The following is a 25,362-nucleotide window of genomic DNA, read 5'->3' as shown; positions in this document are numbered from 1 at the left end:
TACACGGATTGAGTTGTACGTGTAGGAGCGGCCTTTTGCCACGAAAGCGTCGCGAAGCGGCTCCAGGGTGTTGGAGCCGACGCTGGCGTCTCAGTCGCGATAATCCGGCGCCACCCGCTCCAGCAGCCGCAGCAGGGCCTGCCAGGCCAGTGCATTGCCATCCGGGTCCGACAACTCCCCTGCTTTCAACGGCCGCGCCGGAGCATTGAACTGGCGCTCGGTATGGGCGCACACCTCGTGCGGCGGCACGATCACCTGTCCGGCCTGCAAGGCGGCCAGCTGGATCTCGCAAGCTTTCTCCAGGTAGTACATGCGCATGAAGGCCTCGGCCACGCTGCTGCCGACCGTCAGCAGACCATGGTTACGCAGGATCATCACCGAATGCTCGCCCAGGTCCGCCACCAGACGCTGTTGCTCGTCCATGTCCAGGGCGATGCCTTCGTAGGCGTGGTAACCGACCCGACCGTAGAACTCCATGGAGATCTGGTTGAGCGGCAACAAGCCACATTCGAGCGCCGCCACCGCGCAGCCTGCCCGGGTGTGGGTGTGCAGCACGCACTGGGCGTCTTCGCGGGCGCCGTGAATGGCACTGTGGATGACGAAACCGGCCGGGTTCACAGGGTATGGCGTCGGCTCCACCGGATTGCCCTGCAGGTCGATCTTCACCAGTTTCGAGGCGGTGATCTCATCGAACAGCAAGCCGTAGGGGTTGATCAGAAAATGATGCTCAGGGCCCGGCAAGCGCACGGAGATGTGGGTGAAGATCAGATCGGTCATGCGAAAGTGCGCGATCAGCCGGTAGCAGGCGGCCAGTTCCTGGCGCAGGGTCCGTTCGGTGGGGGTCATTGTTGTTGTCCTGGTTCGAGAATGTGGGAGGCCGAAGTCTGTTCGGCGCTCCGATTTACCCACGAAGGCCGCGAAGCGGCCTTGGGGAATGAATCTACCTTACTTGCTGGCCCACGCGTTAAAGCGCTGTTCCAGTTCCTCGCCATGGTCCACCCAGAACTCGACATTCATCGCCAGCGCACCCTTGAGGTTTTCCGGCGAGGTCGGCACCCAGCTGGCCAAGGCAGGGTCGAGCTTGGCCGCAGCCAGGGTGTTGGTCGGGCCATAGGGGATCTGCTCTACGTAACGCACCTGGGTATCGGGTTGGTTGGCGTAGGCGATCAGGCGTCGCGCCTGGTCGACATGCTGGGAGCCCTTGATGATCGCCCAATAGTCCATCCCATACAGGCTGCCCGGCCAGACCACCGCCAGGGGGCTACCCTGCTGGGCGGCGACGGCGATGCGGCCACTGTAGGTGGAGGTCATCACCACATCACCTGCGGTGAGCCACTGGGCCGGCTGGGCGCCGGCATCCCACCACTGGATGTAGGGCTTGAGTTCGGTGAGTTTGGCAAAGGCACGCTCGACGCCGGCTGGGGTGGACAGCACCTTGTAGACATCCTCGACCTTCACACCGTCGGCCAACAGCGCGAACTCCAGGTTGTACACCGCGCGCTTGCGCAGTCCACGCTTGCCGGGAAACGCCTTCACATCCCAGAAGTCCGCCCAGGACGTAGGCGCCTTGGCCAGCTTGTCGCGGTCATAGGCAATCGCCACGCTCCACACCAGCGCCGCCGAACCGCACGCCTGGGCCGCGTCCGGGATCAGTTCCTTGGCATGGCCCATCTGCTGCCAGTCCAGGCGCTCGTAGATGCCTTCGTCACAGCCGCGCATCAGGTCGGGACCTTCGATCTGCACCACATCCCAATCGACATTCCCGGTATCGGCCATCACCTGGATCCGGGCCATCTCGCCGTTGTACTCGCTCTGGATCAGCTTGCTGCCATCCTGGGCACTGAAAGGCTGGAAGATCGCCACGTCCTGGGCTTTCTGACCCGCGCCGCCATAGCCGACCACGACCATCTGCGGCGCCGCCTGCGCGCTGCCCAGGCCCAAGGCCAGAAGAACTGCGCACAGTCCGGTCCTGCGGGGAAATGCTTGCATCGCTGGTTCCTCCTGCCGGTGCCTGGCCGGTGCAGCGCAGGCCCCGCTTTCTTGTTGTTGTGAGAGGTGCCCCTGAGCCAGGGGTCGAGGGGAACGCTAGACGCCAGCAAGTAAAAAAACAAGTTGATTTTTTACTGGCGCTACACTTTCATGAGAAAAACAAAAACGATCACCAACCGGAGCTGCGCGCATGTCGACCGCCTTCACCCACCTGTTCGAACCGCTGCAGATCCGTGGCAAACGCCTGAAGAACCGCATCATGTCCACCGGGCATGACACCTGCCTGCCCACCGACAACTTGGTCAATGACAAGCTGATCGCCTACCAGCGCGCCCGCGCCGAAGGCGGTGCCGGGCTGATCGTGCTGCAGGTCGCGGGGGTGCACGACAGCGCCCGTTACACCTCCCATGTACTGATGGCCACCGACGATGCCTGCATCGACGGCTACCGTCGCCTGGCCGAGGCCTGCCATGCCCACGGGACCGTCGTGCTGTCGCAGCTGTTCCACCCAGGCCGGGAGATCATGGAGACGGCCGATGGCCTGCTGGCGGTGGCCTACTCGGCCTCGGCGGTGCCCAACGAGCGCTTCCGGGTGATGCCCCGGGCGTTGGATCAGACGATGATCGACGAAATCGTCCAGGGCTACGCCAGTGCCGCCCGCCGCCTGCATCAGGCCGGGCTCGACGGCGTGGAAGTGGTCGCCAGCCACGGTTACCTGCCGGCGCAGTTCCTCAACCCGCGGGTCAATCGCCGTAGCGACGGCTACAACGGTGGCCTGGAGCAGCGCCTGCGCTTTGTACGCGAAGTGCTGGCCGCCGTACGCGCAGCCACTGACGAACACTTCATCGTGGGCCTGCGCATCAGCGCCGATGAGCGCGACCCTGAAGGCCTGACCGAAGACGAATCCCTGGTGGCCGCCCAGGCCCTGCAGGGCGAGATAGACTACCTGCATATCGTCGCCGGCACCTCCGCCTCCCAAGGCGGTGCGGTGCACATCGTTCCGCCCATGGCCATCGAGCCTGCATACCTTGCCCGCGAAGCCGGCACGTTCAAGGCACGCCTGGACATCCCGCTGTTCGTCACTGGACGCATCAACCAGCCCCAGGAAGCCGAACTGATCCTGGCTCGCGGCCAAGCCGACGTCTGCGGCATGACCCGGGCTCTGATCTGCGATCCGCAGATGCCGGCCAAGACCGAGCGCGGTCAGGTCGAGGACGTGCGCGCCTGTATCGCCTGTAACCAGGCCTGCATTGGCCACTTCCATCGCGGCCTGCCAATTTCCTGCATCCAGCACCCGGAAACCGGCCGCGAATTGCAATACGGCACACTCGTCCCCACCTCGGCGCCCAAGCGCGTGATGATCGCAGGCGGCGGCCCGGCCGGCATGAAAGCCGCAGCGGTCGCAGCGGCGCGTGGCCACGACGTGACCCTGTACGAGGCCGGCCCACAGCTCGGCGGCCAGGTGCAATTGGCCCAGTTGCTGCCCCGTCGCAGCGAGTTCGGCGGCGCCAGCACCAACCTGCAACGGGAGATGGAGCTGGCCGGCGTGCGTGTGGTGCGCAATACCCGTGTCGACCGCGCTCTGGTCGAGCGCGAGCGCCCAGACGTGGTGATCGCGGCCACTGGCGCCACCCCGTATTGGCCGGCGTTCGAACGCAGCGGCGACCTGCAAGTGGTCGACGCCTGGCAAGTGCTGCGCAACCAGGTCACGCTGGGCAGCTCGGTGCTGGTGGTGGACTGGCGCAGCGACTGGATCGGCCCCGGCATTGCCGAGCGTCTGGTGCGTGAAGGCCACCAAGTACAGCTGGCGGTCAACGGCACCCACTGCGGCGAAAGTCTGCCGCTGTACGTGCGCGACCAGATGGCCGGCGAGCTGCACCGCCTGGGCATCGCGATCACGCCTTATGCACGGCTCTACGGCTGCGACGACAACACCGTCTACCTGCTGCATACCGCCAGCGGCGAGCCGATGATCTTCGAAGGGATCGACACCTTGGTGCTGTGCCTGGGCCATCAACCGGTGGACACCTTGGCCGAGGAACTGGCCGGTCTGGTCGAGGTGCAGCGCATTGGCGATTGCCTGGCGCCGCGCACCGTCGAAGAGGCGATCCACGACGGCCTGACGGTTGCCTGGGCGCTCTGAGGCTCGTCATACTTCTGGCTTTCCCGATGGACCGACGCGCATGAGCCAGCAACCCCAGACGCCGCCCGCCGCCGAAGACGGCGGCGCGGCCCCGCACTTTCTCGGCACCCGCATCCGCGGCCTGCGCAAGCGCCGCGGCATGACCCTTGCCGAGCTGGCCAAGCAGAGCGAACTGACCGCCGGCTACATCAGCCAATTGGAGCGCAACCTCTCCTACCCGTCGATCCCGGCGCTGTTCAACATTGCCCGCAGCTTGGGCGTGACCATCCAGTGGTTCTTCGCCAGCGAGGCCAGCACCGCCCCGGAGGATCAGGGCTACGTAGTGCGACGCAACAGCCGCCTGAGCGTGCATTATGAGGACGGCATCGTCGATCAACTGCTCACCCCACAGCCCAATCGCCAGCTGGAGATCCTCCACTCGCGCTTTCCGCCGGGGACCTACAGCCAGCAGAGCTACAGCCACGAGGGCGAGGAAGCCGGCTATTTGCTGTCTGGCTGCTTCGAGCTGTGGGTCGGGGACCGATATTTCCAGCTCAATGAAGGTGACAGCTTCAGCTTCTCCAGCCAGGAGCCGCACCGCTACGGCAACCCCGGGGAGGTGGATGCCGTAGTGATCTGGGTGATCACGCCGCCTACGTTCTGATCGAGCCCACAAGCGTTTTTACAGAGGATGCGCAGACTGAGGGGCGCGGGTTCACCCGCGAAGGAGGACGCTTCGGTCCTCAAGCCTCTCGCACTGTCATCTCCCGTTCACGCCACTGTCGTAATCTGCAGCGCACCTTTATGCCACAGGTCTCCGGCATGCCTCGCCTGCTCGCCTTGCTGTGCTGTCTGCTCCCCTTATCGGCCCTGGCCGGGCCTGCGCAACTGCGCATCCAGGGCTCCAACACCATCGGAGCGGCCCTGACACCTGCGCTGGTCCAGGGCCTGCTGGCGGCCCAAGGCGCCACGGCGGTCACGCAGACCCCGGGCCACCAGCCCAACGAAACCGAAATCAGCGCCCGCAATGCCGAGGGCCAGCCCCTGCGCATCACCATCGCCGCCCATGGCTCGAGCACCGGTTTCACCGCCCTGGGCGATGGCCAGGCAGACCTTGCCGCCGCATCCCGGCCCATCACCCAGGACGAAGCCCAACGCTTGCGAGCGCTGGGCGATCTGCGCGGCCAAGGCGCCGAACAGGTCATCGGCCTGGACGGCGTGGCCGTGATCGTCCATCCAGACAACCCGCTGGCCCAACTGACCACCGCACAACTGGCCCAGGTGTTCTGCGGCCAGGTTCGGCGCTGGGAGCAGCTCGGCGTGCCCGGCGGGGACATCCGCCTGTATGCGCGTGACGATCGCTCCGGCACCTTCGAGACCTTCAAGGCACTGGTGCTGGAGCCACGCCAGCAGACGCTGGCCGCCCAGGCGCAACGTTTCGAGTCCAGCGAAGCCCTGGCCGAGCGGGTCAAGGCCGATCGCCAGGCCATCGGCTTCAGCAGCCTGGCCGCCGTGCATGGCGCCAAGGTCCTGGCCATCGCCGAGGGCGACGCGTCGGCCATGCTGCCGACCCCCGCCCTGGTCGCCAGCGAGGACTACCCGCTGTCGCGCCGTCTGTTCTTCTACCTGCCCGCCCACGCCACACCACTGGCAGTGGCCTTGGCTGATTTCACCCAGAGCCCCGCCGGCCAGGCCATCGTCGCCCGCCAAGGCTTCGTGGCCCAGCAGGTCAAGGCCCCGCCTGTGCCCGCCCAGCCCGACATGCCGCCGCGCTACCGAACCCTGGCCGATGAAGCCCGGCGCCTGACCGTGAACTTTCGTTTCCAGCCAGGCAGCGCCAACCTCGACAACAAGGCGCTGCGCGACGTGCGCCGGGTGGCCGACTACCTGCGCCAAGCAGGCAAGTTGCAGCACAAGGCGGTGCTGGTGGGCTTTGGGGATCCTAAGGAAACCCCAGGCCGCGCCGCTCTGCTTTCCCGCCTGCGGGCCATGGCGGTGCGCCGCGAGCTCGCCCGCAGCGGTGTGGAGGTAAAAGAGGTGACCGGCATGGGCGACGAACTGCCGGTGGCCGACAACGACCAGCAACGAGGGCGGCTGCGTAACCAACGGGTGGAAGTGTGGGTGTACTGAAAGACTGCGCAGCACTGCAAAAAAATGTAACAGCGCGCCATTCGGCAGGGTCCCGGATCGGGACTACGCTCAAACCCATGTGATACCGGGCCCCTCTGACGGCTGCCAAGCCGCCATGTCGGATCACTGTTGCCATGCAACGTCGACATTCAAGGAGGGGCTCACGATGGCTCTGCAGACATTCCTCACCACCCCGTTCCTCGGCACCAGCGCCTGGCTGTGGCTGGTCTTCATCGCAATCGTCATCGGCCTGCTGGTTCTGGACCTGGGCGTGCTGCACCGCGAAAACCGCGAGATCGAGATGCGCGAGAGCCTGTTGCTGTACGCGGGCTATTTCAGCGTCGGCGTGCTGTTCGGCGCGTGGGTCTGGTACGAGCTCGGCGCGCAGTCGGCCCTTGAGTTCTACACCGGTTTTTTGGTCGAGCAATCGCTGTCGATGGACAACGTGTTCGTCATGGCGATGATCTTCGGTTTCTTTGCCATTCCCCGCCGTTATCAGCACCGGGTGCTGTTCTGGGGCATCCTGGGAGTGGTGTTCCTGCGGGCGATCATGATCGGCGTGGGTGCGGCGCTGGTGCAGCACTTTGCCTGGGTACTCTACCTGTTCGGCGCCTTCCTACTGTTCACCGGGGTAAAGATGGCCCTGTCGCGCCAGGAGAGCCACCCGGACCTTGCCAACAACTCGGTGCTGCGCTTCGTGCGGCGGCACATGCGGGTCACCGAGCAGATCCACGGCGCGCACTTCTTCGTGCGCCTCACGCCTCCCGGGCAGCGCACCGCCCTACGCCATGCCACGCCGCTGTTCCTGGCCCTGGTGCTGATCGAACTGGCCGACCTGGTGTTCGCCGTCGACAGCGTACCCGCGATCTTCGCCATCACCCAGGACCCGTTCATCGTCTATACCTCCAACATCTTCGCCATCCTCGGCCTGCGCTCGCTGTACTTCGCCCTGGCAGCGCTGATGCACCGCTTCGTCTACCTCAAGTACGCCCTGGCGCTGGTGCTGGTGTTCATCGGCTGCAAGATCTTCTACCACGGCCTGGTGGGCAAGGTGCCGGCCCTGCTATCGCTTGGCGTGACCTTCGGCTTGCTGCTCGGCGGAGTCCTGTTGTCACTGTTCAAGACCCGGGCCCGGCACGACGACTCGTCGCACGACCAGCCTGACCAGCCCCGTAGCGCTGAGAAAGACGAACGCGTCAGCTCACCCCGATCTCGTCCATGAGCCACGGTCAGCCCGCCTCGGGGCCGCCTGGGCGGCCCCCATTCAGTGCCCGCTACGCAGCAGCTCCTTGGGCACATGCTTGCCGATTTCGTACTTGCCCACCGCCGCCCGGTGCACTTCATCCGGCCCGTCGGCCAGGCGCAGGGTACGCTGCATCGCATACATGTAGGCCAGCGGGAAGTCACCGCTGACCCCAGCCCCACCGTGGATCTGGATCGCCCGGTCGATCACCTTCAGCGCCACGTTAGGCGCCACCACCTTGATCTGGGCGATCTCGCTGCGCGCGACCTTGTTGCCGACAGTGTCCATCATGTAGGCAGCTTTGAGCGTCAGCAGCCGTGCCATGTCGATCTCCATGCGCGAATCGGCGATCTTGTCGACGTTCCCCCCCAACCGGGCCAGCGGTCGGCCGAATGCAGTGCGCTCGACCGCACGCTTGCACATCAGCTCAAGGGCCCGTTCGGCCATGCCGATCGAGCGCATGCAGTGGTGAATACGACCAGGGCCCAGGCGGCCTTGGGCGATCTCGAAGCCGCGTCCCTCACCCAGAATCACGTTTTCATAGGGCACCCGCACGTTCTCGAACAGCACCTCGGCATGGCCATGGGGGGCATCGTCGTAGCCGAATACCGGCAGCGGGCGGACGATCTTCACGCCCGGCGTGTCGGTGGGCACCAGGATCATCGAGTGCTGCTGGTGACGCGGCCCTTCGGGGTCGGACAAGCCCATGAAGATCATCACCTTGCAGCGCGGGTCGCAAGCACCGGAAGTCCACCACTTGCGCCCGTTGATCAGCCATTGGTCACCCTCACGCACAGCCGTGGCGGCCATGTTGGTGGCGTCGGAAGATGCGACATCCGGCTCGGTCATGGCGAACGCCGAGCGGATCTCCCCGCGCAGCAAGGGCTCCAGCCACTGGCGCTTCTGCGCCTCGCTGCCATAACGTACCAGCACTTCCATGTTGCCGGTGTCCGGCGCCGAGCAATTGAAAGGCTCCGGGCCCAGCAGCGAGCGGCCCATGATCTCGGCCAAGGGGGCGTATTCGAGATTGGACAGACCCGCGCCGTACTCCGATTCAGGCAAGAAGAGGTTCCACAGCCCCTCCGCGCGGGCCTGGGCCTTGAGCTGCTCCATGATCGCAGTGGGCTGCCAGCGATCGCCCTCGGCGACCTGGCGTTCGAATACCGGCTCGGCTGGGTAGACATAGGCGTCCATGAATGCAGTGACGCGCTCGCGCAACGCCTGGACCTTGGGCGAATAGGCGAAATCCATCTGAGGCTCCCTTCACAGGCTGAAGAACATGGGCCAGAGCCTAGAGCACCCAGACGGTATCCACCTAGTCTATTTTCCGCGTGTATTAACATTCATAAGCAATATATGATCGGCCGATAATTCCTATAAAGAGCCGTGCCATGAACCTCAGCAAGGTCGACCTCAACCTGTTCATCGTCTTCGATGCGATCTACACCGAAGCCAATCTGACCCGTGCCGGGCAGATCGTCGGCATCACCCAGCCTGCGGTGTCCAATGCCCTGTCGCGCCTGCGCGAAACCTTCAACGACCCGCTGTTCGTGCGCACCGCCCAAGGCATGGTGCCCACCCCTATGGCGCAGAACATCATCGGCCCGGTACGCAACGCACTGGCCCTGCTGCGCACCTCGGTGCAGGAAAGCCGCACCTTCAACCCGCAACAGGCCAACAAGACTTTCCGCATCAGCATGACCGACCTCACCGAGGCGGTGATCTTGCCACCGTTGTTCCAGCGCCTGCGGCGCCTGGCCCCGGCGCTGATGATCGAAAGCTTCCTGTGCAAGCGGCGCGAAACCACCAAGGAGCTGGCCGCCGGCCACCTGGATTTTGCCGTGGACGCGCCGCTGAACACCGACCCGCAGGTGCGCCACGTCAAGCTTATGCAGGACCGCTTCGTCTGCGCCCTGCGCCCGGGGCACCCGCTGGCCGAAAGCAAGCTCTCCCTCGACAGTTACCTGGCCTTGACCCACATCCATATTTCCAGCCGCCGCAATGGCCTTGGCTATGTCGACCTGGCCCTGGGCAAGATGGGTGTGCAGCGCAAGATCGCCCTGCGCTCGCAGCATTACCTGATGGCGTCCCAGGTGCTGCAGCAGACCGACATGGTGATGACCGTCCCCGAGCGCTTCGCCCGCCGCCATCAGTTGCGCCACTTGCCGCTGCCGGTCGAAGTACCGCCGCTGGAAACCCACTTGTACTGGCACGAAAGCACCGATCAGGACCCAGCCAACCGGTGGATGCGCGAGCAGATCATCGATCTATGCGAACGGGTGGTGGAGGAAGAAGAAAAGCAGCGCATGACGGCCTGACGCCCTATGCACCCAAGGCCAAACCTACCGCTTAGAGAAAAATTTCCTACACGGAAAGCTCAATAGGAAAAACTTTTCCTCAGGCCGCTGCGCACTGGGCCAACAAGGTAAAAAGCATCTCCAGAGCGCTGGGTACGATGGATCCATCGATCGCCACTCCATGACGACCCGCACGGAATCCCATCATGCCCAGCGCCCCACTCTACTTCGACTACGCCGCCACCACCCCTGTCGACCCTCGCGTCATCGAGACCATGATCACCTGCCTCGGCCAAGAGGCGCATTTCGGCAACCCGGCCTCCAGCGGCCATGCCTATGGCCAGGCCGCCCGCGAACTTGTGGAGCAGGCCCGTCGCCAGGTAGCCGAGCGCGTGGGTGCCGACCCGGCTGATTTGGTCTGGACCTCCGGCGCCACCGAATCGAACAACCTGGCGCTCAAGGGCATCGCCCAGGGTGCCGGCCAGCCGGGTCACCTGATCACCAGCCAACTGGAACACAAGGCGGTGCTGGACACCGCGGCCGAGCTCGAACGCCTGGGCTGGGCGGTCACGCGCCTGGCACCGGATGCGCATGGGCTGATTCAACCGCAGGCGGTACAGGCAGCGCTGCGTGAAGACACCCGCCTGGTGTCGCTGATGGCGGTCAACAACGAGCTGGGCACGGTCACCGATTTCGCCACCATCGGCGAATGCGTGCGCGCCCATGGCGCCCTGCTGCACGTGGATGCCGCCCAGGCCGTGGGCAAGGTCGCCCTGGACCTGACCTGTCAGGCGGTTGACCTGATGTCGTTCTCGGCCCACAAGGTGTATGGCCCCAAGGGCATCGGCGCACTCTATGTCGGCCCGCGCGCGCGCACGATGCTGCGTGCCCAGATGCACGGCGGTGGCCATGAGCGTGGCCTGCGCTCCGGCACCCTGGCAACCCACCAGATCGTCGGCATGGGCAGTGCCTTCGCACTGGCCGGCGGGCCCGGCGACAGCGAACACCAACGCATCGCCCTGCTCAGCCAGCGCCTGCGCCAAGGGCTACTGGCCCTACCCGGCGTGAGCCTCAATGGCTGCGCCCAACAACGCATCCCTCACACCCTGAACCTGTGCATCGACGCCAAGGGCTTCAACAGCGCGGCTCTGGCCAGCGAGCTGGCCCTGTCCTCCACCTCGGCGTGCAACTCGGCGAGCAACGCCGCGTCCCATGTGCTGCTGGCCCTGGGCCTGGAAGATGCCCAGGCGCGCAACAGCGTGCGGATCAGCCTGGGACGCTTCACTTGCGAGGCCGAGGTGGACAAGGCCATCGACGTGTTCGGGCGAGTGGTGAGCGCCGCGTCTGTCGCCTTGTGGTGACGGTCCCGGCCTATTGGCGGGTGAACCCTCTCCCACAAAGACCGTGGTGTTATCGACGTCGCTGAAGTGAACTCCGCCCGCTGAAAAGGGCTCCACTGCCAGGCACATACCGCCAGCAGACCGGAGCCCACCCTGGTGAACCAACCCTCGCTCCCCACCTCGGCCGGGCGCCTCTACCACACCGACATTCCCGCCCGCCTCGACCGACTGCCCTGGACCCGCTTCCACACCCTGCTGGTGATGGCCCTGGGAATCACTTGGTTGCTGGACGGGCTCGAAGTCACCCTGGCGGGTTCGGTGTCCGGTGCCCTCAAGGACAGCCCGGCGCTGGCCATGAGCAACACCCAGATCGGCCTGGCAGGCGCCGCCTACATCGCCGGGGCCGTGCTTGGCGCCTTGTTCTTCGGCTGGCTGACCGACCGCCTGGGTCGGCGCAGGCTGTTCTTCGTCACCCTGGCGCTGTATATCGGCGCCACGGCTGCCACTGCGTTTTCGTGGAACCTGGCAAGCTTTCTGCTGTTTCGGTTTCTCACCGGGGCAGGCATCGGCGGCGAGTACACCGCCATCAACTCGACCATCCAAGAGTTCACCCCCGCCCGCTACCGCGGCTGGGTGGACCTGGTGATCAACGGAACCTTCTGGCTGGGGGCAGCCCTTGGGGCGATCGGCGCGGTGATCCTGCTCGACCCGGCACGGGTCGGCGGCGATCTGGGTTGGCGCCTGTGCTTCGGCATCGGTGCGCTGCTGGGTTTGGCGATCCTGCTGATGCGCCTGTGGATCCCGGAGAGCCCGCGCTGGTTGATGGTCCATGGCCAGCCCGAGCGCGCCGAACGCATCGTCACCGATATCGAACGCCAGTTGCTTGCGCGCGGCATCGCGCTACCTGCCATCGATACTCCACCGTTGCGCCTGCGCGCCCGCGACCACACGCCCTTGGGCGAGATCATGCGCTGCCTGTTCGTCGCGCACCGGCGTCGCGCCTTGGTAGGCCTGACCATGCTCAGCGCCCAGGCGTTCTTCTACAACGCCATTTTCTTCACCTATGCGCTAGTGCTCACCGATTTCTACGGCGTGCCGTCCGAGCGTGTCGGCTGGTACGTGCTGCCGTTCGCCTTGGGCAACTTCTGTGGTCCATTGCTGCTGGGGCGATTGTTCGATGTGCTGGGTCGCCGCGTCATGATCAGCGCCACCTACCTGATATCCGGTGCACTGCTGGCCATCAGCGGGTATGGATTCGAGCAAGGCCTGCTCGATGTCACAGAGCAAACGGCGGCCTGGATGGTGATTTTCTTTTTCGCCTCCGCCGCCGCCAGCTCCGCCTACCTCACCGTGGCCGAGACCTTTCCCCTGGAGATCCGCGCCTTGGCGATCGCCGTGTTCTATGCCTTCGGCACAGCCCTGGGCGGCTTGATCGGGCCGGCGTTGTTCGGCGTACTGATCGAGACGGGTGAGCGTATCAACGTGCTGTATGGCTACCTGATCGGCGCCGGCCTGATGATCATCGCCGCGCTGGTGCAAGCACGCTGGGGCACCGCAGCCGAACGCCGCTCGCTGGAGCATGTGGCCAGGCCCCTGTCACAGGCGCCTGACGACTAGCCCGTGCGGTTCAGAGGAAAGTGAACACCGTCGAAGCCGGCAGGCGCGATTTGTTGAGCCCGGCATTGAAGTCCTGTTCGCTGCGGTAGCCCAGGCTCAGCAGCACCACGCTGGTGAAGCCCTGCTCACGCAGGCCGAGCTCTGCGTCCAGCGCCTTGCTGTCGAAACCTTCGATGGGAGTGGCGTCCAGGCCATGGGCGGCTGCGCCAAGCAACGCGGTGCCCAGGGCCAGGTAGGTCTGTTTCTCCATCCAGTGCTGCAGGTCCTTCTGGTCGAAGCGGTGCAGGTTGACGTAGCCGCGACGGGTCACGTCCTGACCTGCCTTGGCCTGCTCGGTGTGGAACCGGCCATCGGCGGCCTCTTGAGCCAGCACCGCCTCCAGGTGCGCCTCCGGCATGTCGGTGCGGGCAGCGAAGACGATCACATGGGAGGCATCCAGGACCTTCGGCGTGTTGTAGGCGAACGCCTCGGTCGCCTTGGCGATGCGCGCCTTGCCTTCGGCGCTGTCGGCGACGATGAAGTGCCAGGGCTGCGAGTTGACCGACGAAGGGCTGTGGCGCAGTTGTTCGAGCAACGCGTCGACAGTGGCCTGGGGAATGCGCCGGGCGGCATCGTAGGCTTTGGTGGTGTAGCGGCGCTTGGCCAGGGCAACGGTATCCATCTAGACAACTCCTCAAGAGAACGGATTTGTCGCGCATCTTATCTTTCCCGTTAAAAAGAAAAACCCGCACAATGCAGCAACACTTTCATCCCTGGAGTGAAAATGCTGCGTCTTGCCGATCTCGAACTGTTCCTGCGCAGCAGCGCGCTGGGCAGCTTCACTGCCGCCGCCCATGAGGCGGGTCTGCTTCCGGGGCAAGTGGCGGCGGCGATAAAGCGCCTGGAGCGCGAGCTGGATGTGCGTCTGTTCGCCCGCACCACCCGTAGCCTGCGCCTGACCGCCGAGGGCGAGCTGTACCTGCCCACCGCCCAGAGCGTGCTCGACACCCTGCGCCAAGGGCGCGACAACCTGCACGGGGCCCACAGCAGCCTGCGAGGTGTGCTGCAGGTGTCGGCGCCTTCGGACCTTGGGCGTAACATCCTGCTGCCCTGGCTCAGTGCGTTTCGCCGCGAACACCAGGATCTGAGCCTGCGGTTCTTTCTCTCCGACCAGGTCGCCGACTTTTCCCGCGATCCGGTGGACGTGGCCATCCGCTACGGCCTGAACGCTGAGGCCAACTACATCGCCCTGCCCCTGGCGCCCTGGAACCGTCGCGTGCTGGTGGCGTCTCCCAGCTACCTGGCACGCCACGGCCGCCCGCGTACACCCGAGGAACTCCAGCAGCATGCCTGCCTGCTCTACCTGCAACTGGGGCGGGTCTATGACAAATGGCGCCTGGGCAACCGCACCGTGCAGGTGCGCGGCCCGCTGTTCAGCGATGATGCCGACGTGGTGCGGCGCTGGGCCCTGGAGGGTGAAGGGATCGTCTACAAGTCATGGCTGGATGTGAGCGCCAACGTGGCGGCGGGCGAGCTGGAGATCCTGTTGCCCGAGCACCCCGGTGAGCTTACGCCCGTGACCCTGGTATGCCCCCACCGCAAGCAGCTCTCGCCTGCGGTGTCGCAGTTGCATCTGTGGCTGCGCGAGCGCTTCGCGGCATTGCAGCCCGCCGATCATTGATTCAACCCGCCTGCTCGGGGCGTCCTCTTCGCAGGTAAACCCGCCCCCACAGGAATTACACGAGTCTGAGAGCGGAGCAATTCCGTTGGGAAGCAGGTTTACCCGCGAAGCAGGCACCGCTGATTTTAGGGGCTACTTGCCCAATGCCGTGCGAAACCGCCCAGTGCTCGCCGCCGCCAACACCAAGCCCACCACCGCGACGCTACCACCGACCAGGCCGATATAGGCCACATCCAGCTGGCTGCTGACGATACTGCCCAGCAGGGCACCGCCGCCGATGCCGATGTTGTAGATCCCCGAAAACAGCGCCATGGCCACGTCGGTGGCGTCCGAGGCCAGCTTCAGGGTCTTCGATTGCAACGACAGACTGAAGCTCAGGATCGCCACGCCCCAGACCATGCTCAACGCCGCGAACGCATAGAAGTTGCCCGACAGCGGCAGCAACAGCAGCAGGCACGCGGCCAGAGATGCGATGGCCGCCACCAGGAACCCATGGGGGAAGCGGTCGCTGTAGCGGCTGAACAGCAGCGAACCGAACACCCCTGCACCACCGAACAACAGCAGCAGCAAGGTCGTACGCTCGCCGCCAATCTGCGCCACATGCAGGGCAAACGGCTCGATATAGCTGTAGGCGGTGAACTGCGCGGTGATCACCAGCGTCACCAACAGGTAGGTGATAACCAGTGCCGGGCGCTTGAACAAGATCGGCAGGCTGCGCAGGGAGCCGGAGTTCTGGCTAGGCAGCAGTGGCAGCGACTTCACCAGGCACAGCAGGGTGGCCAATGCCACGCCGGCAATGCTGAGGAAGGTCACCCGCCAGCCCAGGGCCTCACCCACCACACGCCCCAGCGGAATGCCCATGACCATGGCCAAGGTGGTGCCGGTGGCCAGCAGGCCCAGAGCCTTGGCCTGCTGGCCAGGGGGCGCCACGCGCACCGCCAGCGACGCGGTGATGGCCCAGAACACGGCATGGGACAGGGCAATGCCGATACGGCTGACCAGCAGCATGGCAAAGCTCTGGGACAGCCACGAGAGCAGATGGCTGACGATGAACACCAAAAAGACGAACAACAGCAGGCGCCGGCGCTCGATGTTGCGGGTGATCAACATCATCGGCAGCGACGCCAGCGCCACCACCCAGGCATAGATGGTGAGCATCAGGCCGACCTGGGCGGTGCTCATGTCGAAGCTGTGGCCAATGTCGCTGAGCAGCGCCACTGGCACGAATTCAGTGGTATTGAAGATGAAGGCGGCCAGCGCCAAGGCGATGACACTGAGCCAGCTGCCGCTTTGCGCGGTGGTGGGTAAGACGTTTGGGGTAGGTCCGTTCATGGATGGGTTGTTGATCTCCGTAGACAAGACGAAAAGCCACACGCCACGTGCCGATGCTGGCCAGTGCCGTGCGGTTTGTTATTGAAAGGAATGCACGGCATGGTACGCGCCAGCTCCGTGTCTCACAACCACGACGCACAGGCTGGCTTCAGCCCTCCAAGGGCCACTCGGCCAGCGGCCAATAGGCGCCCTTGCGCGACTCGTAGAGGGTGAACGACCGTGCGGCAAGGAAGAACTCCGGCGCCGTGCCAGCCTCCGGCACCTGGCTGCGAAAGTCGCGGGACAACGTCAGGTGCGGCCGGTACTCGCGGACCTGCTCGGCGATCCCCAGCGGCAGTGCCGCCTGTTGCAGGGCATAGACCAACTGGCGCAAGGCCGGGGGCGTCTGCTGTGGCTCCAGCACCAGGACACTGGCCCGCGGCCATACCTGCAGGCGATCCAGCACCAGACGTATCGGTGCGCCCGGGCGCTTGAGCTGATCGACGGCGGCGCACAGGGCCGGCACCTGGGCAACATCGACATCGCCCAGAAACAGCAACGTCAGGTGGAAGTTCTGCGCCGGCACCGGCTTGCCACTGCGCAGCGCCAATGCACGTCGCCACTGGGCAATGGCCCGGCGCTGGGCATCGCTGACCGACAGCGCGAAGAACAGGCGCTTGAAGGGCTGGACCTTGTCGCGTTCATCGAATGCCATCTGTCATTCCCTCCTTGAAATCGTCTAGGCCGGGGCACACAACACGGACGGGGGTTATCGTACGAATGTCTGCCTGGCAATGTGAGATTAATCCTATAAAGCCAACGCATGATTGTTTATGCTGGCGGGCTCAAGCCATGAAGCATGGCCATCTTGACAAGCAGCCGTCCATGAAAATTGCATTAGTACTTCTTTTCGTCCTCTCGATCGCCTATGTCCACCTGCGCGGTCGGGTTCGCCACAAATTGACCCGCCAACTGGGCGATCACTCCAGTTTCCTGGCCCCGGTCAATGCCTTCCTGTACCTGTTCTCCAAGCACCCGGCCAAGCCCTACCTGCCGGTGGAGGCCTTCCCCGAGCTGCAGCCGCTCAAGGACCACTGGCAGGAAATCCGCGAAGAAGCCCAGCAACTGCTGCATGTCGGTGAAATCAAGAAGTCCGACAACTATGACGATGTCGGCTTCAACTCCTTCTTCAAGACCGGTTGGAAGCGCTTCTACCTGAAGTGGTACGGCGAGAGCCACCCATCGGCGATGAAGCTGTGCCCGCGCACCACCGAGCTGCTGCAAAGCATCGGCACGGTCAAGGCCGCGATGTTCGCCACCCTGCCGCCAGGCGCCAAGCTCGTGCGTCACCGCGACCCCTATGCCGGCTCCTATCGCTACCATCTGGGGCTGGACACGCCGAACGATGATGGCTGCTACATCGACGTCGATGGCGAGAAGTACTCCTGGCGTGACGGCGAAGCGGTGGTGTTCGACGAGACCTACATCCACTACGCCGCCAACACCACCGAGCACAATCGCATCATCCTGTTCTGCGACGTCGAACGCCCACTCAAGTACCGCTGGGCGACCGCCTTCAACCGCTGGTTCAGCCGCAACGTCATGGCCGCCGCCGCCGCACCCAACGACGCCAATGACAAGACCGGCGGCATCAACCGCCTGTTCACCCGCATCTACAAGATCCGTGAACGTGGCAAGGCGCTGAAAAAGCGCAACCGTACCCGCTACTACCTGGAAAAGTGGGCGGTGGTCGCGGCCTTGGTGCTGTTCTTCATCTACATCTGAAAGCCTGAACCTTGGGCCGCAGCGCGGCCCATCGCGACACCAGGCCGTGCCCACGAGAAAACTTCGACTAGCCTGAAAGCTCCTGTTGCCAACCTCACAAGGTGAAGACGATGAGCATGATGGACTGGGACGCCTACCGTAAGCAGTTGATGGCCGGCATCGGCGATCTCAAGCAGTTGTCTCCGGATACCGTGGCCGGCTACGTGACCGCCAGCGGCGCCGGCGCCAAGACCAACCACCTCGATGCCAAGACCCGCGAACTGATCTCCCTGGCCGTGGCGGTGACCACCCGCTGCGACGGCTGCATCGCCGTGCACTCCCAGCAAGCGGTCAAACACGGCGCCACCCGCGAGGAGATCGCCGAAGCGCTGGGCGTTGCGGTGGCGATGAACGCCGGCGCCGCGCTGGTCTACTCGGCCCGCGCCATGGACGCGGTGGGCAAGGCCGGCAATTGACGCTGAGCGGCGCCGTCGCCCTTGCGCGGCGGCGCCAGGCCACCCAGACTTGGCGGCTCAGCCAGCAGGAGCCGCCATGATTCAGATCCGCCCCATGACCCCGGAAGACTTCGAACGCTTCTGGCCCACCTTCCAGGCCATCGTCCAGGCCCGCCAGACCTACGCCTTCGACCCCGCGCTGACCTTCGAACAGGCCCGCCAACTGTGGCTGGAACTGCCTCTGCGCACCTTGGTGGCCGAGCAGGATGGCGAGCTGCTCGGCGCCTACTACCTCAAGGCCAACGCCGCCGGCCCCGGCAGCCATGTGGGCAACTGCGGCTACATGGTCAGCGAGGCCGCCCGTGGCCGCGGCGTGGCTCGCTTGATGTGCGAACACTCGCAGAAACTGGCACGCCAGGAGGGTTTCCTGGCGCTGCAGTTCAATTCGGTGGTGGCCACCAATGAAGTGGCCGTGGCGCTGTGGCACAAGCTGGGCTTCGAGACCGTCGGCCGCCTGCCCAAGGCGTACCGCCATGCCCAGCTGGGGCTGGTGGACTGCCTGGTGATGTACAAATGGTTGGCGGACGAGCCCGTGGTGGAAAAGCCCGCGCTGCTGATCGGACGCAAGAACATCGAAGCGCGGGTCTCGCGCCGACGCGGGCGCTGAGCCCTCGCCGTTGCCCCGCGCATTGACTCCCCACCCGATCAATGGTCAGATGCCCGCCAGTTTCAGGTGTCCTGCGCCGCCGCGCGCAGGGTGAAACGGGAAGCCGGTGCGTCGTTCACACGACAAGTCCGGCGCTGCCCCCGCAACGGTAAGCGAGCGAACCCTTCGACAGACCACTGTGCGCATGCATGGGAAGGTGAAGGCTTCATGACCCTCGCAAGCCCGGAGACCGGCCTGGAGCTTCACGTTGGCAAACCCGCGGTGGGCGGGCGCAGGCCGGTCTTCGCGCACGCCCCTTGCGTGCGCGTTCGCTTGTCTTTGCGTTGTTTCCACCGGGATCCATTCATTCCTGCAGCAGTGGAACGACATGTCCCGTACCTACACGCTTCATACCTTGGCGGCCTGCCTGGCCGTTTCCCTTCCGGTCGTGGCCGATGAACAGCACAACCCGGTGCTGGCCCTGCCCTCGACGACCATCACCGATTCCCATGACGCATCGCCCGTCGACCTGGCCACCCCGACCGATGCGGGATCGCGCCTGAACCTGAGCGCCCTGCAGACTCCGGCCAGCACCAGCACCCTGAGCGCCGAACAGATCCAGCAGCGTAACAACCTCACCGTCCAGGACGCCGTGACCCGCTCACCGGGCATCACCTTCACCGGCAGCCCAGGTGATGGCGGCACTGGGCTGTCGGCCCGGGGCTTCGAGGGCCACAGCTCGGTGATGACCCTGTTCGATGGCTCGCGCCTGTACAGCGGTGCCGGCACGCTGACCTTTCCGGTCGACCCATGGATGGTCGAGCGCATCGACGTGATTCGCGGCCCGGCCTCGGTCCTTTATGGCGAAGGCGCCACCGGTGCAGTGGTGAACGTGATCCCGAAAAAGCCTTTTGCAGGCGAGGTGCATAACCAGCTGCGCCTGGGCTACGGCTCCTGGGACCGCCAGCAGCTCGGCCTGGACAGCGGCGGGAGCCTGAGCGAGCGCCTGAGCTACCGGATGACGGTCAACCAACAGGGCGGTAACGGCTGGGTCGACCGCACCGACTCACGCAGCCTGGCCCTGAGCGCGGCACTGCGTTTCGACGCAACAGACGACCTGAGTTTCACCCTGGCCCACGAGCGCGGCGACGCAGAACCGGCCAACTACTATGGCACGCCGCTGATCGACGGGCGTTACCGCAGCAGCCTGCGCAAGAAGAACTACAACGTTCAGAACGACGTGCAGCGCTACCACGACGAATGGACCCGCCTGAACACCGACTGGCGTATCAGCGACAGCGTGTCGGCCAGCAACCAGCTGTACTACATCAAGAGCCGGCGACATTGGCGCAATGCCGAGACCTACGCCTGGAATGGCGATGATGATCGGCTGGAGCGCGGCAGCTTCCTGGAGATCAAGCACAACCAGGAACAGATCGGCGATCGCCAGCGCTTCACCTTCGACCATCAGCTGTTTGGCCTGACCAGCAAGACGCTGGTCGGGGCCGAGTACAACAAGATCCGCTTCAACGTCGACAGCAACGCCCCCTACGACGATGGCATCACGGACCCGCTCGACCCTTGGCATCCTGCCCCGGGCGGGTTCCATAGCCTGTCGCCGACCCGCCCTCAAACGTTGTCCACCACGCATACCTTCGCCCTGTTCGCCGAGAACCGCACCGAGTTGACCGATCGCCTGTCGCTGGTGACCGGCATCCGCCGCGACCAGAACCACATCGAGCGCAACGATCTGGTCAACGACACCCGCAGCGAGCGCAGCCTGCCAGGCGGCAACTGGCGCGCCGGGCTGGTATTGGCCGTCACCGACGAGCTGTCGCTGTATGGGCAGTACTCGACCAGCGAGGATGGCGTGGGGGATCTGTTGACCCTGCGCCCGGCGCAGCGCTACGACCTGACCGAAGCCAAGCAGACCGAGCTGGGCCTCAAGCAACGGTTCTGGGAGGGCCGTGGCGAGTGGACGCTGGCGGCCTACCACATCGTCAAAAAGAAGCTGTTGGTCGCCGACCCGGTGAACCATGGCGTACAGCAAGCGGGCCAACAGACCTCCGATGGCCTGGAGGCGACCGTGGAGCTGGCCTTGGCCAACCAGTGGCAGGTCTCGGCCAACGCTGCGGTGGTGCGCGCCAAGTTCGACGATTACCTCGAAGACACAGCAGAGGGCGTGGTGGATCGAGCAGGTAACAGGCCGGGCAATGTGCCCCGTCGCACGGCCAATCTGTGGGTGAGCAAAGGGTTTGGCCAACGGGTCGATGCCGGCCTTGGCGTGCGCTATGTGGACCAGCGCTACGACAGTGCGGCCAATGAGAACAGCGTGCCTGGCTATACGGTGGTCGATGCCAATCTCGGCTGGCAGGTGCTGCCGGATGTGCGCCTGGGCGTGCAGGTGAACAACCTGTTCGACCGCGAGTATGCAGCGTCCTACGTCTATACCAGCGACCAGTGGCTGCTGGGGGCGCCGCGGTCGTACTTTGCGACGGTGGATTACACCTTCTGACGGCAGGGCCTGCTGCGCAGCCCCATCGCGACACGAGGCCGCTCCTACATGGATCGGTAGGGCGGCCCTCGAACACCAGAGCATGGTTAAATACGCCTTTTCCAGCCCAAGGCCCCTCCTCCATGCTCCACGCCCTGGTCATCGGCCAAGCCTGGCCCGAACCTCGCTCCTCCGCCGTCGGCGGCCACATGATGCAGATCCTCGAAAGCTTTCGTGCTCGCGGCTGGCGCATCACCTTCGCCAGCGCCGCAAACGTCGCCGAGCACAAGGCCGATCTCACGCCCCTGGGCATCGCTGAACAGCTCATCGACGATCACTTCGAGCACTTCATCGCCGAACTGGCGCCGAACATCGTGCTGTTCGACCGTTTCGCCATGGAGGAGCAGTTTGGCCCGAGCGTCCAGAAGCACTGCCCCAACGCCCTGCGCGTGCTGGAAACCTCTGACCTGCAAAGCCTGCGCGAGGCCCGACATCAACTGCTGCGTCGACGCCTGATCGAAGGCCTGGATCCCAACGATTTCCGCGCCCTGTTCAACACCAGCGGCCCTGAGCTGTTCCGCCAGATGGCCCCCACCGACCTGGCCCAACGCGAGCTGGCGGCCATCTATCGCTGCGACCTGTCGCTGATCATCTCGGACGTGGAAACAGACCTGTTGGTCAATGGCTTCGGTGTGCCGGACTACCTGTTGCACTGGTGCCCGCTGATGCTCGACCCGACCGCCCAGACGTTGCGTCCTTTCGCCGAGCGCGAGCACATCGTGACCATCGGCAATTTCCGCCATGCGCCGAACTGGGATGCGGTGCTGTGGATGAAGCACAACCTCTGGCCGATGATCCGCCGTCGCCTGCCCGAGGCCCAGTTGCACATCCATGGCGCCTACGCCACACCCAAGGCCCTGGCCTTGCACAACCCCGAAGAGGGCTTCCACCTGCTCGGCTGGGCCGAGGATGCGCTGCAGGTGATGAGCAACGCACGCCTGTGCCTGGCGCCACTGCGCTTTGGTGCTGGCATCAAGGGCAAGCTGGCCGACGCCATGCTTTGCGGCACCCCCAGCGTCACCACACCCATCGGCGCCGAAGCCATGCATGGCGCCCTGCCCTGGCCGGGCGCCATCGCCGGAACCGCCGAAGCATTGGCACAGGCCTGCGTGCGGCTCTACAGCGATGAAGCGGCCTGGCAGCAGGCCCAGGCGGCCTGCGCGCCTCTGCTCAAGACCCGCTTCGACCGCCACCGCCATGCCGCCGCCCTGACCGCGCGGATCGAGCACAGCCTGGCGCACCTGGACGAACAGCGCCTGTACAACTTCACCGGGGCCATGTTGCGTCGACGTTGAAACCAGGGCCGCAAAGCGGCCCTAGATACCCCATCTGGCCTACGTCAGCACTCGCGCCGCAGCAGGTAGGTGTCCATGATCCATCCCTTGCGTCGCCGCAACTGATCCCGCAGCTCGACGATCTGCGCCTTAACCCCCTGCAGCGGCCCGGCGACCAGGATCTCGTCCTCGGTCCCAAGGTAGGCGCCCCAATAGATCATCAGTTGCGGATCGTCCAACGCGGTAAAGGCACACTGCCCATCGAGCATCACCACCACGTTGTCGATCCGCGTCTGCTCGGCAAGCCGCCGGCCTGGCAGCACAGTCAGGGGCTCACCGATACGATTGAGGGGGATTTGATGCCGCGCGGCCAGGGCCTGCACGCTGCTGATGCCGGGGATGACCTCCAGGGCCAAAGCCAGGCCTTGTTGGCGAACAAGGTCGAGTATGCGCAAGGTGCTGTCGTACAACCCAGGCTCGCCCCAGAGCAGGAACGCGCCGACATCGTCAGCGCCCAACTGGTCCTCCAGCAACTGGCCGTACAAGGCCGCACGCTGGCGATGCCAGCCCTGCACAGCGCCGAGGTAGTCCGGTGCCTGGCCATCGCGCTGCGGATCGGTCACCTGCACCAGCCGATAAGCGCCCTGCGGCACATAGCGCGCCAGGATGTCTCTGCGCAGTTGTACCAGTTCATCCTTGGCCTGGCCTTTGTCCAGAACGAAGAACACCGTGGCACGCCGTAGCGCCTCCACAGCCTCGTAGGTGATCTGGCGCGGGTCGCCCGGACCGATGCCGATCAGCAGCACGCGTTTCATCACCCTGCCCTCATGCCAACCAGCCACCATTGTCGAGCGACCGGCGGTATTTGGCAAAACACTAGAGGATCGAGAAGTTGTAGCTCACGATAACCCGCGTCTCGTCCATGTCCCGCGCCCACTTCTCGTAGTTGCTGCGATAGGTGGAGTTACGCAGGCGCACGCTCACGTCCTTGAAAGTGCCGCTCTGTACCTGGTACTTGAGCTCGGTGTCACGTTCCCATTCCTTGCCTTCGGCGCTGCTGCCAGGGACCTTGATATGGTCACCATTGATGTAGCGGGTGAAGAACGTCAGGCCCGGTACGCCGAGTGCCTTGAAGTCATAGTCGTAGCGCAGCTGCCAGGAGCGCTCCTGGGCGGCGGCGAAGTCATTGACCTGGGCGTAGTTGACCAGGTACGGGTTGCTGCCGTCGAGGTACGGCATGGCATTCTCGCCATACATACGTTGCCAGCCAGCGCTCACCTTGTGCCCGCCCAGGCTGTAACCGAGCATGCCGCTGAAGGCGCGGTGATCGATATCGCCCGCGCGGGCGTTGCCGATATCCTCGCTCTTGATCAGGCGCAGGTCGGCCGACAGGCTACCCACCGCCAACGGCTGGCTGGCCACCAGGCCCAGGAACTGCTGCCGATAGATGTTTTCCAGGCGTGAGACCTGGTACTGACCGCTCAGACGATCACTGAAGCGGTAATCGACGCCGGCCAGGTCGAAGTGGTCGGCCTCGATGTCGCAGGCATACCGCTTGTTCTTGCAGTGGACGCGGATGTCCTGGCGGTCGGTGGAGTCCCGTGCGGTGTACTGGTTCAGGCGGGCCAAGGTGAACTTCAGGTCGCGCACCTCTTCGGAGGTCAGCATCGCGCCGTGGAACATGGTCGGCAGCAGACGGCCATCGTTGTACTTGAGCAGCGGCATATCCGGCATCATCGAACCGTAACGCAGCACGGTCTCGGACACCTTAACCTTGCCGGCCACGCCGAGCTTGGCGTATTGATCGGCCGAACCGCGCGGGTCATGCCCCGACGAGGGCAGCAGGCCGCTGTTGCTGTCCGCCGGGCTGGAGTCTAGCTTGAAGCCGACCATGCCCAAGGCATCCACACCAAAGCCCACCGGGCCCTGGGTATATCCGGACTGCATATTGAGTATGAAACCCTGCGCCGCCTCTTCGCGTTTGGATGCGCCCTGACTTGAACTGCTATGCCCATCACGAAAATCCCGGTTGAAGTAGACAGTGCGCGCTTCGACCTTGGCGCTGCTGTCTTCAAGAAAACCGGCGGCCTGGGCATGGGCACCGACACACAGGAACAACAGGCCGGTAAAACGGCGCCCACGGGCTGGGGAAAACGGGGGAAACATGCGAAAGGAACATCCAGGAAGAAGGCGAAAAACGATCCAGGGCAGCGTTTCACCCCGGCACTACGGAGCAGCCGACAACTACGCCGACCCTCATCTTGAATGATCGCGAAGACGCTCTATTTCGCACCATTGGACGATGGTCTAAGCACCTCTGAAGAGCAGACTTCAACGGGTTGTGAATAAGGCGCGAAAAACTAACAAAGTTCCGTGATTACTTATAAAAAGTTTACGGTTTACCCAATAGGAGTCGGCGACTACAATCGATATCAGCGAACAGCTGTACCCATCCCCGTGGCCGGCGTTTATTGCTTTTTGTATGTTCGTCACGCCCTGCCACGACACTTACAGGAGTGATGACAGTGTCCAGACTTGCAGAGTTTCGTGCTGCCGAAAAAGCTCTCCAGGAACAAATGGCGCAACTGGAGGCGATGAAAAAGGACGCCGGCCTAAAACGCGAAATCGAATTCGAGCAGAAACTAGTCGGCCTGATGAAAAGCTATGACAAGAGCCTGCGCGATATCGTCGCCATCCTCGACCCGAAGGCCGTGACCAAGGCACCGGCCATGGCACCCAAGCAGCAGCGTCGCCCCCGCGTGGTGAAGGTGTACGAGAACCCGCACACCGGCGAGCTGATCGAGACCAAAGGCGGCAACCACCGCGGGCTGAAGGCCTGGAAAGAGCAGTACGGCGCCAAGACAGTGGAAAGTTGGGTACGCCCATGAAACGTCAACACCCACTTCACACTTTTTTCACATCGACACGCGCAGTATCGAACCAGCTAAAGGACTAGCGAC

The 25,362-nt window shown here is 64.4% G+C and carries 22 protein-coding genes and 1 riboswitch; of the genes, 14 read left to right on the top strand and 8 right to left on the bottom strand.

The genetic code is table 11. The features are described 5' to 3' along the window. Nucleotides 1–90 precede the first annotated feature (90 nt). Nucleotides 91–909 (bottom strand): class II aldolase/adducin family protein, encoded by an 819-nt coding sequence (locus tag IEC33019_RS06900; protein ID WP_256814766.1) that lies wholly within the window; start codon nt 907–909, stop codon nt 91–93. A gap of 36 nt (nt 910–945) precedes the next feature. Continuing rightward, nucleotides 946–1,989: an ABC transporter substrate-binding protein gene (locus tag IEC33019_RS06895; RefSeq protein WP_070090992.1), complete on the bottom strand. Its 1,044-nt coding sequence runs from the start codon at nt 1,987–1,989 to the stop codon at nt 946–948. Between the two features lie 190 nt (nt 1,990–2,179). Here IEC33019_RS06895 and IEC33019_RS06890 point away from each other — a divergent pair, with 190 nt between their 5' ends. The 4 genes from IEC33019_RS06890 to IEC33019_RS06875 all read left to right on the top strand — a co-directional run bounded on the left by IEC33019_RS06890 (nt 2,180) and on the right by IEC33019_RS06875 (nt 7,463). Beyond that, nucleotides 2,180–4,132, top strand: a complete 1,953-nt coding sequence (locus IEC33019_RS06890) for an FAD-dependent oxidoreductase (RefSeq protein WP_099593224.1) — start codon at nt 2,180–2,182, stop codon at nt 4,130–4,132. A gap of 40 nt (nt 4,133–4,172) precedes the next feature. Next, on the top strand, nt 4,173–4,775 hold the full coding sequence (locus tag IEC33019_RS06885; RefSeq protein WP_070090994.1) for a helix-turn-helix domain-containing protein: 603 nt from the start codon (nt 4,173–4,175) through the stop codon (nt 4,773–4,775). A gap of 158 nt (nt 4,776–4,933) precedes the next feature. Further along, on the top strand, nt 4,934–6,241 hold the full coding sequence (locus tag IEC33019_RS06880; RefSeq protein ID WP_099593222.1) for a substrate-binding domain-containing protein: 1,308 nt from the start codon (nt 4,934–4,936) through the stop codon (nt 6,239–6,241). A 166-nt stretch (nt 6,242–6,407) separates the two neighbouring features. Continuing rightward, a complete protein-coding gene (locus IEC33019_RS06875; protein WP_070090996.1) occupies nt 6,408–7,463 on the top strand; it encodes a TerC family protein in 1,056 nt (351 codons plus the stop codon). 42 nt (nt 7,464–7,505) lie between these two features. On the opposite strand, the gene IEC33019_RS06870 is transcribed toward IEC33019_RS06875, so the two are convergent. Next, a complete protein-coding gene (locus tag IEC33019_RS06870; RefSeq protein WP_070090997.1) occupies nt 7,506–8,735 on the bottom strand; it encodes an acyl-CoA dehydrogenase in 1,230 nt (409 codons plus the stop codon). Between the two features lie 140 nt (nt 8,736–8,875). Between IEC33019_RS06870 and IEC33019_RS06865 the strand changes: the two genes are divergently transcribed. The 3 genes from IEC33019_RS06865 (at nt 8,876) to IEC33019_RS06855 (ending at nt 12,738) form a co-directional block, all read left to right on the top strand. Continuing rightward, nucleotides 8,876–9,802, top strand: a complete 927-nt coding sequence (locus IEC33019_RS06865) for a LysR family transcriptional regulator (protein ID WP_070090998.1) — start codon at nt 8,876–8,878, stop codon at nt 9,800–9,802. A gap of 185 nt (nt 9,803–9,987) precedes the next feature. Then, nucleotides 9,988–11,142 carry a cysteine desulfurase family protein gene (locus IEC33019_RS06860; protein WP_070090999.1) on the top strand — a complete coding sequence of 385 codons (1,155 nt, stop codon included), beginning with the start codon at nt 9,988–9,990 and terminating at the stop codon, nt 11,140–11,142. Between the two features lie 135 nt (nt 11,143–11,277). Further along, the gene (locus IEC33019_RS06855) at nt 11,278–12,738 is read left to right on the top strand and encodes an MFS transporter (protein WP_070091000.1); all 1,461 of its coding nucleotides are present in this window, start codon (nt 11,278–11,280) and stop codon (nt 12,736–12,738) included. A 10-nt stretch (nt 12,739–12,748) separates the two neighbouring features. Here the strand turns inward: IEC33019_RS06855 and nfsB are convergent, their stop codons facing one another. Further along, a complete protein-coding gene (nfsB, locus tag IEC33019_RS06850) occupies nt 12,749–13,399 on the bottom strand; it encodes an oxygen-insensitive NAD(P)H nitroreductase (RefSeq protein WP_070091001.1) in 651 nt (216 codons plus the stop codon). A gap of 102 nt (nt 13,400–13,501) precedes the next feature. Here nfsB and IEC33019_RS06845 point away from each other — a divergent pair, with 102 nt between their 5' ends. Then, on the top strand, nt 13,502–14,398 hold the full coding sequence (locus IEC33019_RS06845) for a LysR family transcriptional regulator (protein ID WP_070091002.1): 897 nt from the start codon (nt 13,502–13,504) through the stop codon (nt 14,396–14,398). 132 nt (nt 14,399–14,530) lie between these two features. Here IEC33019_RS06845 and IEC33019_RS06840 read toward each other — a convergent pair whose 3' ends face one another. Together IEC33019_RS06840 and thpR are read right to left on the bottom strand one after the other, a co-directional pair. Next, complete coding sequence (locus IEC33019_RS06840; RefSeq protein ID WP_070091003.1) at nt 14,531–15,730, bottom strand: sugar transporter; 1,200 nt, start codon at nt 15,728–15,730, stop codon at nt 14,531–14,533. A 148-nt stretch (nt 15,731–15,878) separates the two neighbouring features. Next, entirely contained in the window at nt 15,879–16,424 is a 546-nt protein-coding gene (thpR, locus tag IEC33019_RS06835; protein WP_070091004.1) for an RNA 2',3'-cyclic phosphodiesterase, read from the bottom strand. A 170-nt stretch (nt 16,425–16,594) separates the two neighbouring features. Here thpR and lpxO point away from each other — a divergent pair, with 170 nt between their 5' ends. The 5 genes from lpxO to IEC33019_RS06810 all read left to right on the top strand — a co-directional run bounded on the left by lpxO (nt 16,595) and on the right by IEC33019_RS06810 (nt 22,423). Further along, complete coding sequence (gene lpxO / locus IEC33019_RS06830) at nt 16,595–17,494, top strand: lipid A hydroxylase LpxO (protein WP_070091025.1); 900 nt, start codon at nt 16,595–16,597, stop codon at nt 17,492–17,494. A 110-nt stretch (nt 17,495–17,604) separates the two neighbouring features. Next, the gene (locus IEC33019_RS06825) at nt 17,605–17,949 is read left to right on the top strand and encodes a carboxymuconolactone decarboxylase family protein (RefSeq protein WP_070091005.1); all 345 of its coding nucleotides are present in this window, start codon (nt 17,605–17,607) and stop codon (nt 17,947–17,949) included. A gap of 76 nt (nt 17,950–18,025) precedes the next feature. Further along, nucleotides 18,026–18,595 carry a GNAT family N-acetyltransferase gene (locus IEC33019_RS06820; RefSeq protein ID WP_070091006.1) on the top strand — a complete coding sequence of 190 codons (570 nt, stop codon included), beginning with the start codon at nt 18,026–18,028 and terminating at the stop codon, nt 18,593–18,595. Nucleotides 18,596–18,642: 47 nt separating this feature from the next. Continuing rightward, nucleotides 18,643–18,847, top strand: a riboswitch (cobalamin riboswitch). 115 nt (nt 18,848–18,962) lie between these two features. Next, nucleotides 18,963–21,089: a TonB-dependent receptor gene (locus IEC33019_RS06815; RefSeq protein ID WP_099593220.1), complete on the top strand. Its 2,127-nt coding sequence runs from the start codon at nt 18,963–18,965 to the stop codon at nt 21,087–21,089. Nucleotides 21,090–21,211: 122 nt separating this feature from the next. Then, nucleotides 21,212–22,423 carry a glycosyltransferase gene (locus IEC33019_RS06810; RefSeq protein ID WP_070091008.1) on the top strand — a complete coding sequence of 404 codons (1,212 nt, stop codon included), beginning with the start codon at nt 21,212–21,214 and terminating at the stop codon, nt 22,421–22,423. Nucleotides 22,424–22,467: 44 nt separating this feature from the next. Here the strand turns inward: IEC33019_RS06810 and cobF are convergent, their stop codons facing one another. Continuing rightward, nucleotides 22,468–23,217 carry a precorrin-6A synthase (deacetylating) gene (gene cobF / locus IEC33019_RS06805; RefSeq protein ID WP_070091009.1) on the bottom strand — a complete coding sequence of 250 codons (750 nt, stop codon included), beginning with the start codon at nt 23,215–23,217 and terminating at the stop codon, nt 22,468–22,470. 61 nt (nt 23,218–23,278) lie between these two features. Continuing rightward, nucleotides 23,279–24,568, bottom strand: a complete 1,290-nt coding sequence (locus IEC33019_RS06800; RefSeq protein ID WP_070091010.1) for an OprD family porin — start codon at nt 24,566–24,568, stop codon at nt 23,279–23,281. A gap of 359 nt (nt 24,569–24,927) precedes the next feature. Between IEC33019_RS06800 and IEC33019_RS06795 the strand changes: the two genes are divergently transcribed. Beyond that, on the top strand, nt 24,928–25,290 hold the full coding sequence (locus tag IEC33019_RS06795; RefSeq protein ID WP_070091026.1) for a histone-like nucleoid-structuring protein, MvaT/MvaU family: 363 nt from the start codon (nt 24,928–24,930) through the stop codon (nt 25,288–25,290). Nucleotides 25,291–25,362 lie beyond the last annotated feature (72 nt).

Origin of the sequence: Pseudomonas putida (assembly GCF_002741075.1) — a bacterium.
GTDB lineage: Bacteria > Pseudomonadota > Gammaproteobacteria > Pseudomonadales > Pseudomonadaceae > Aquipseudomonas > Aquipseudomonas putida_T.
The sequence above is the reverse complement of the archived record's forward strand: the minus strand, read 5'-3'. Positions and strand labels throughout refer to the sequence as shown.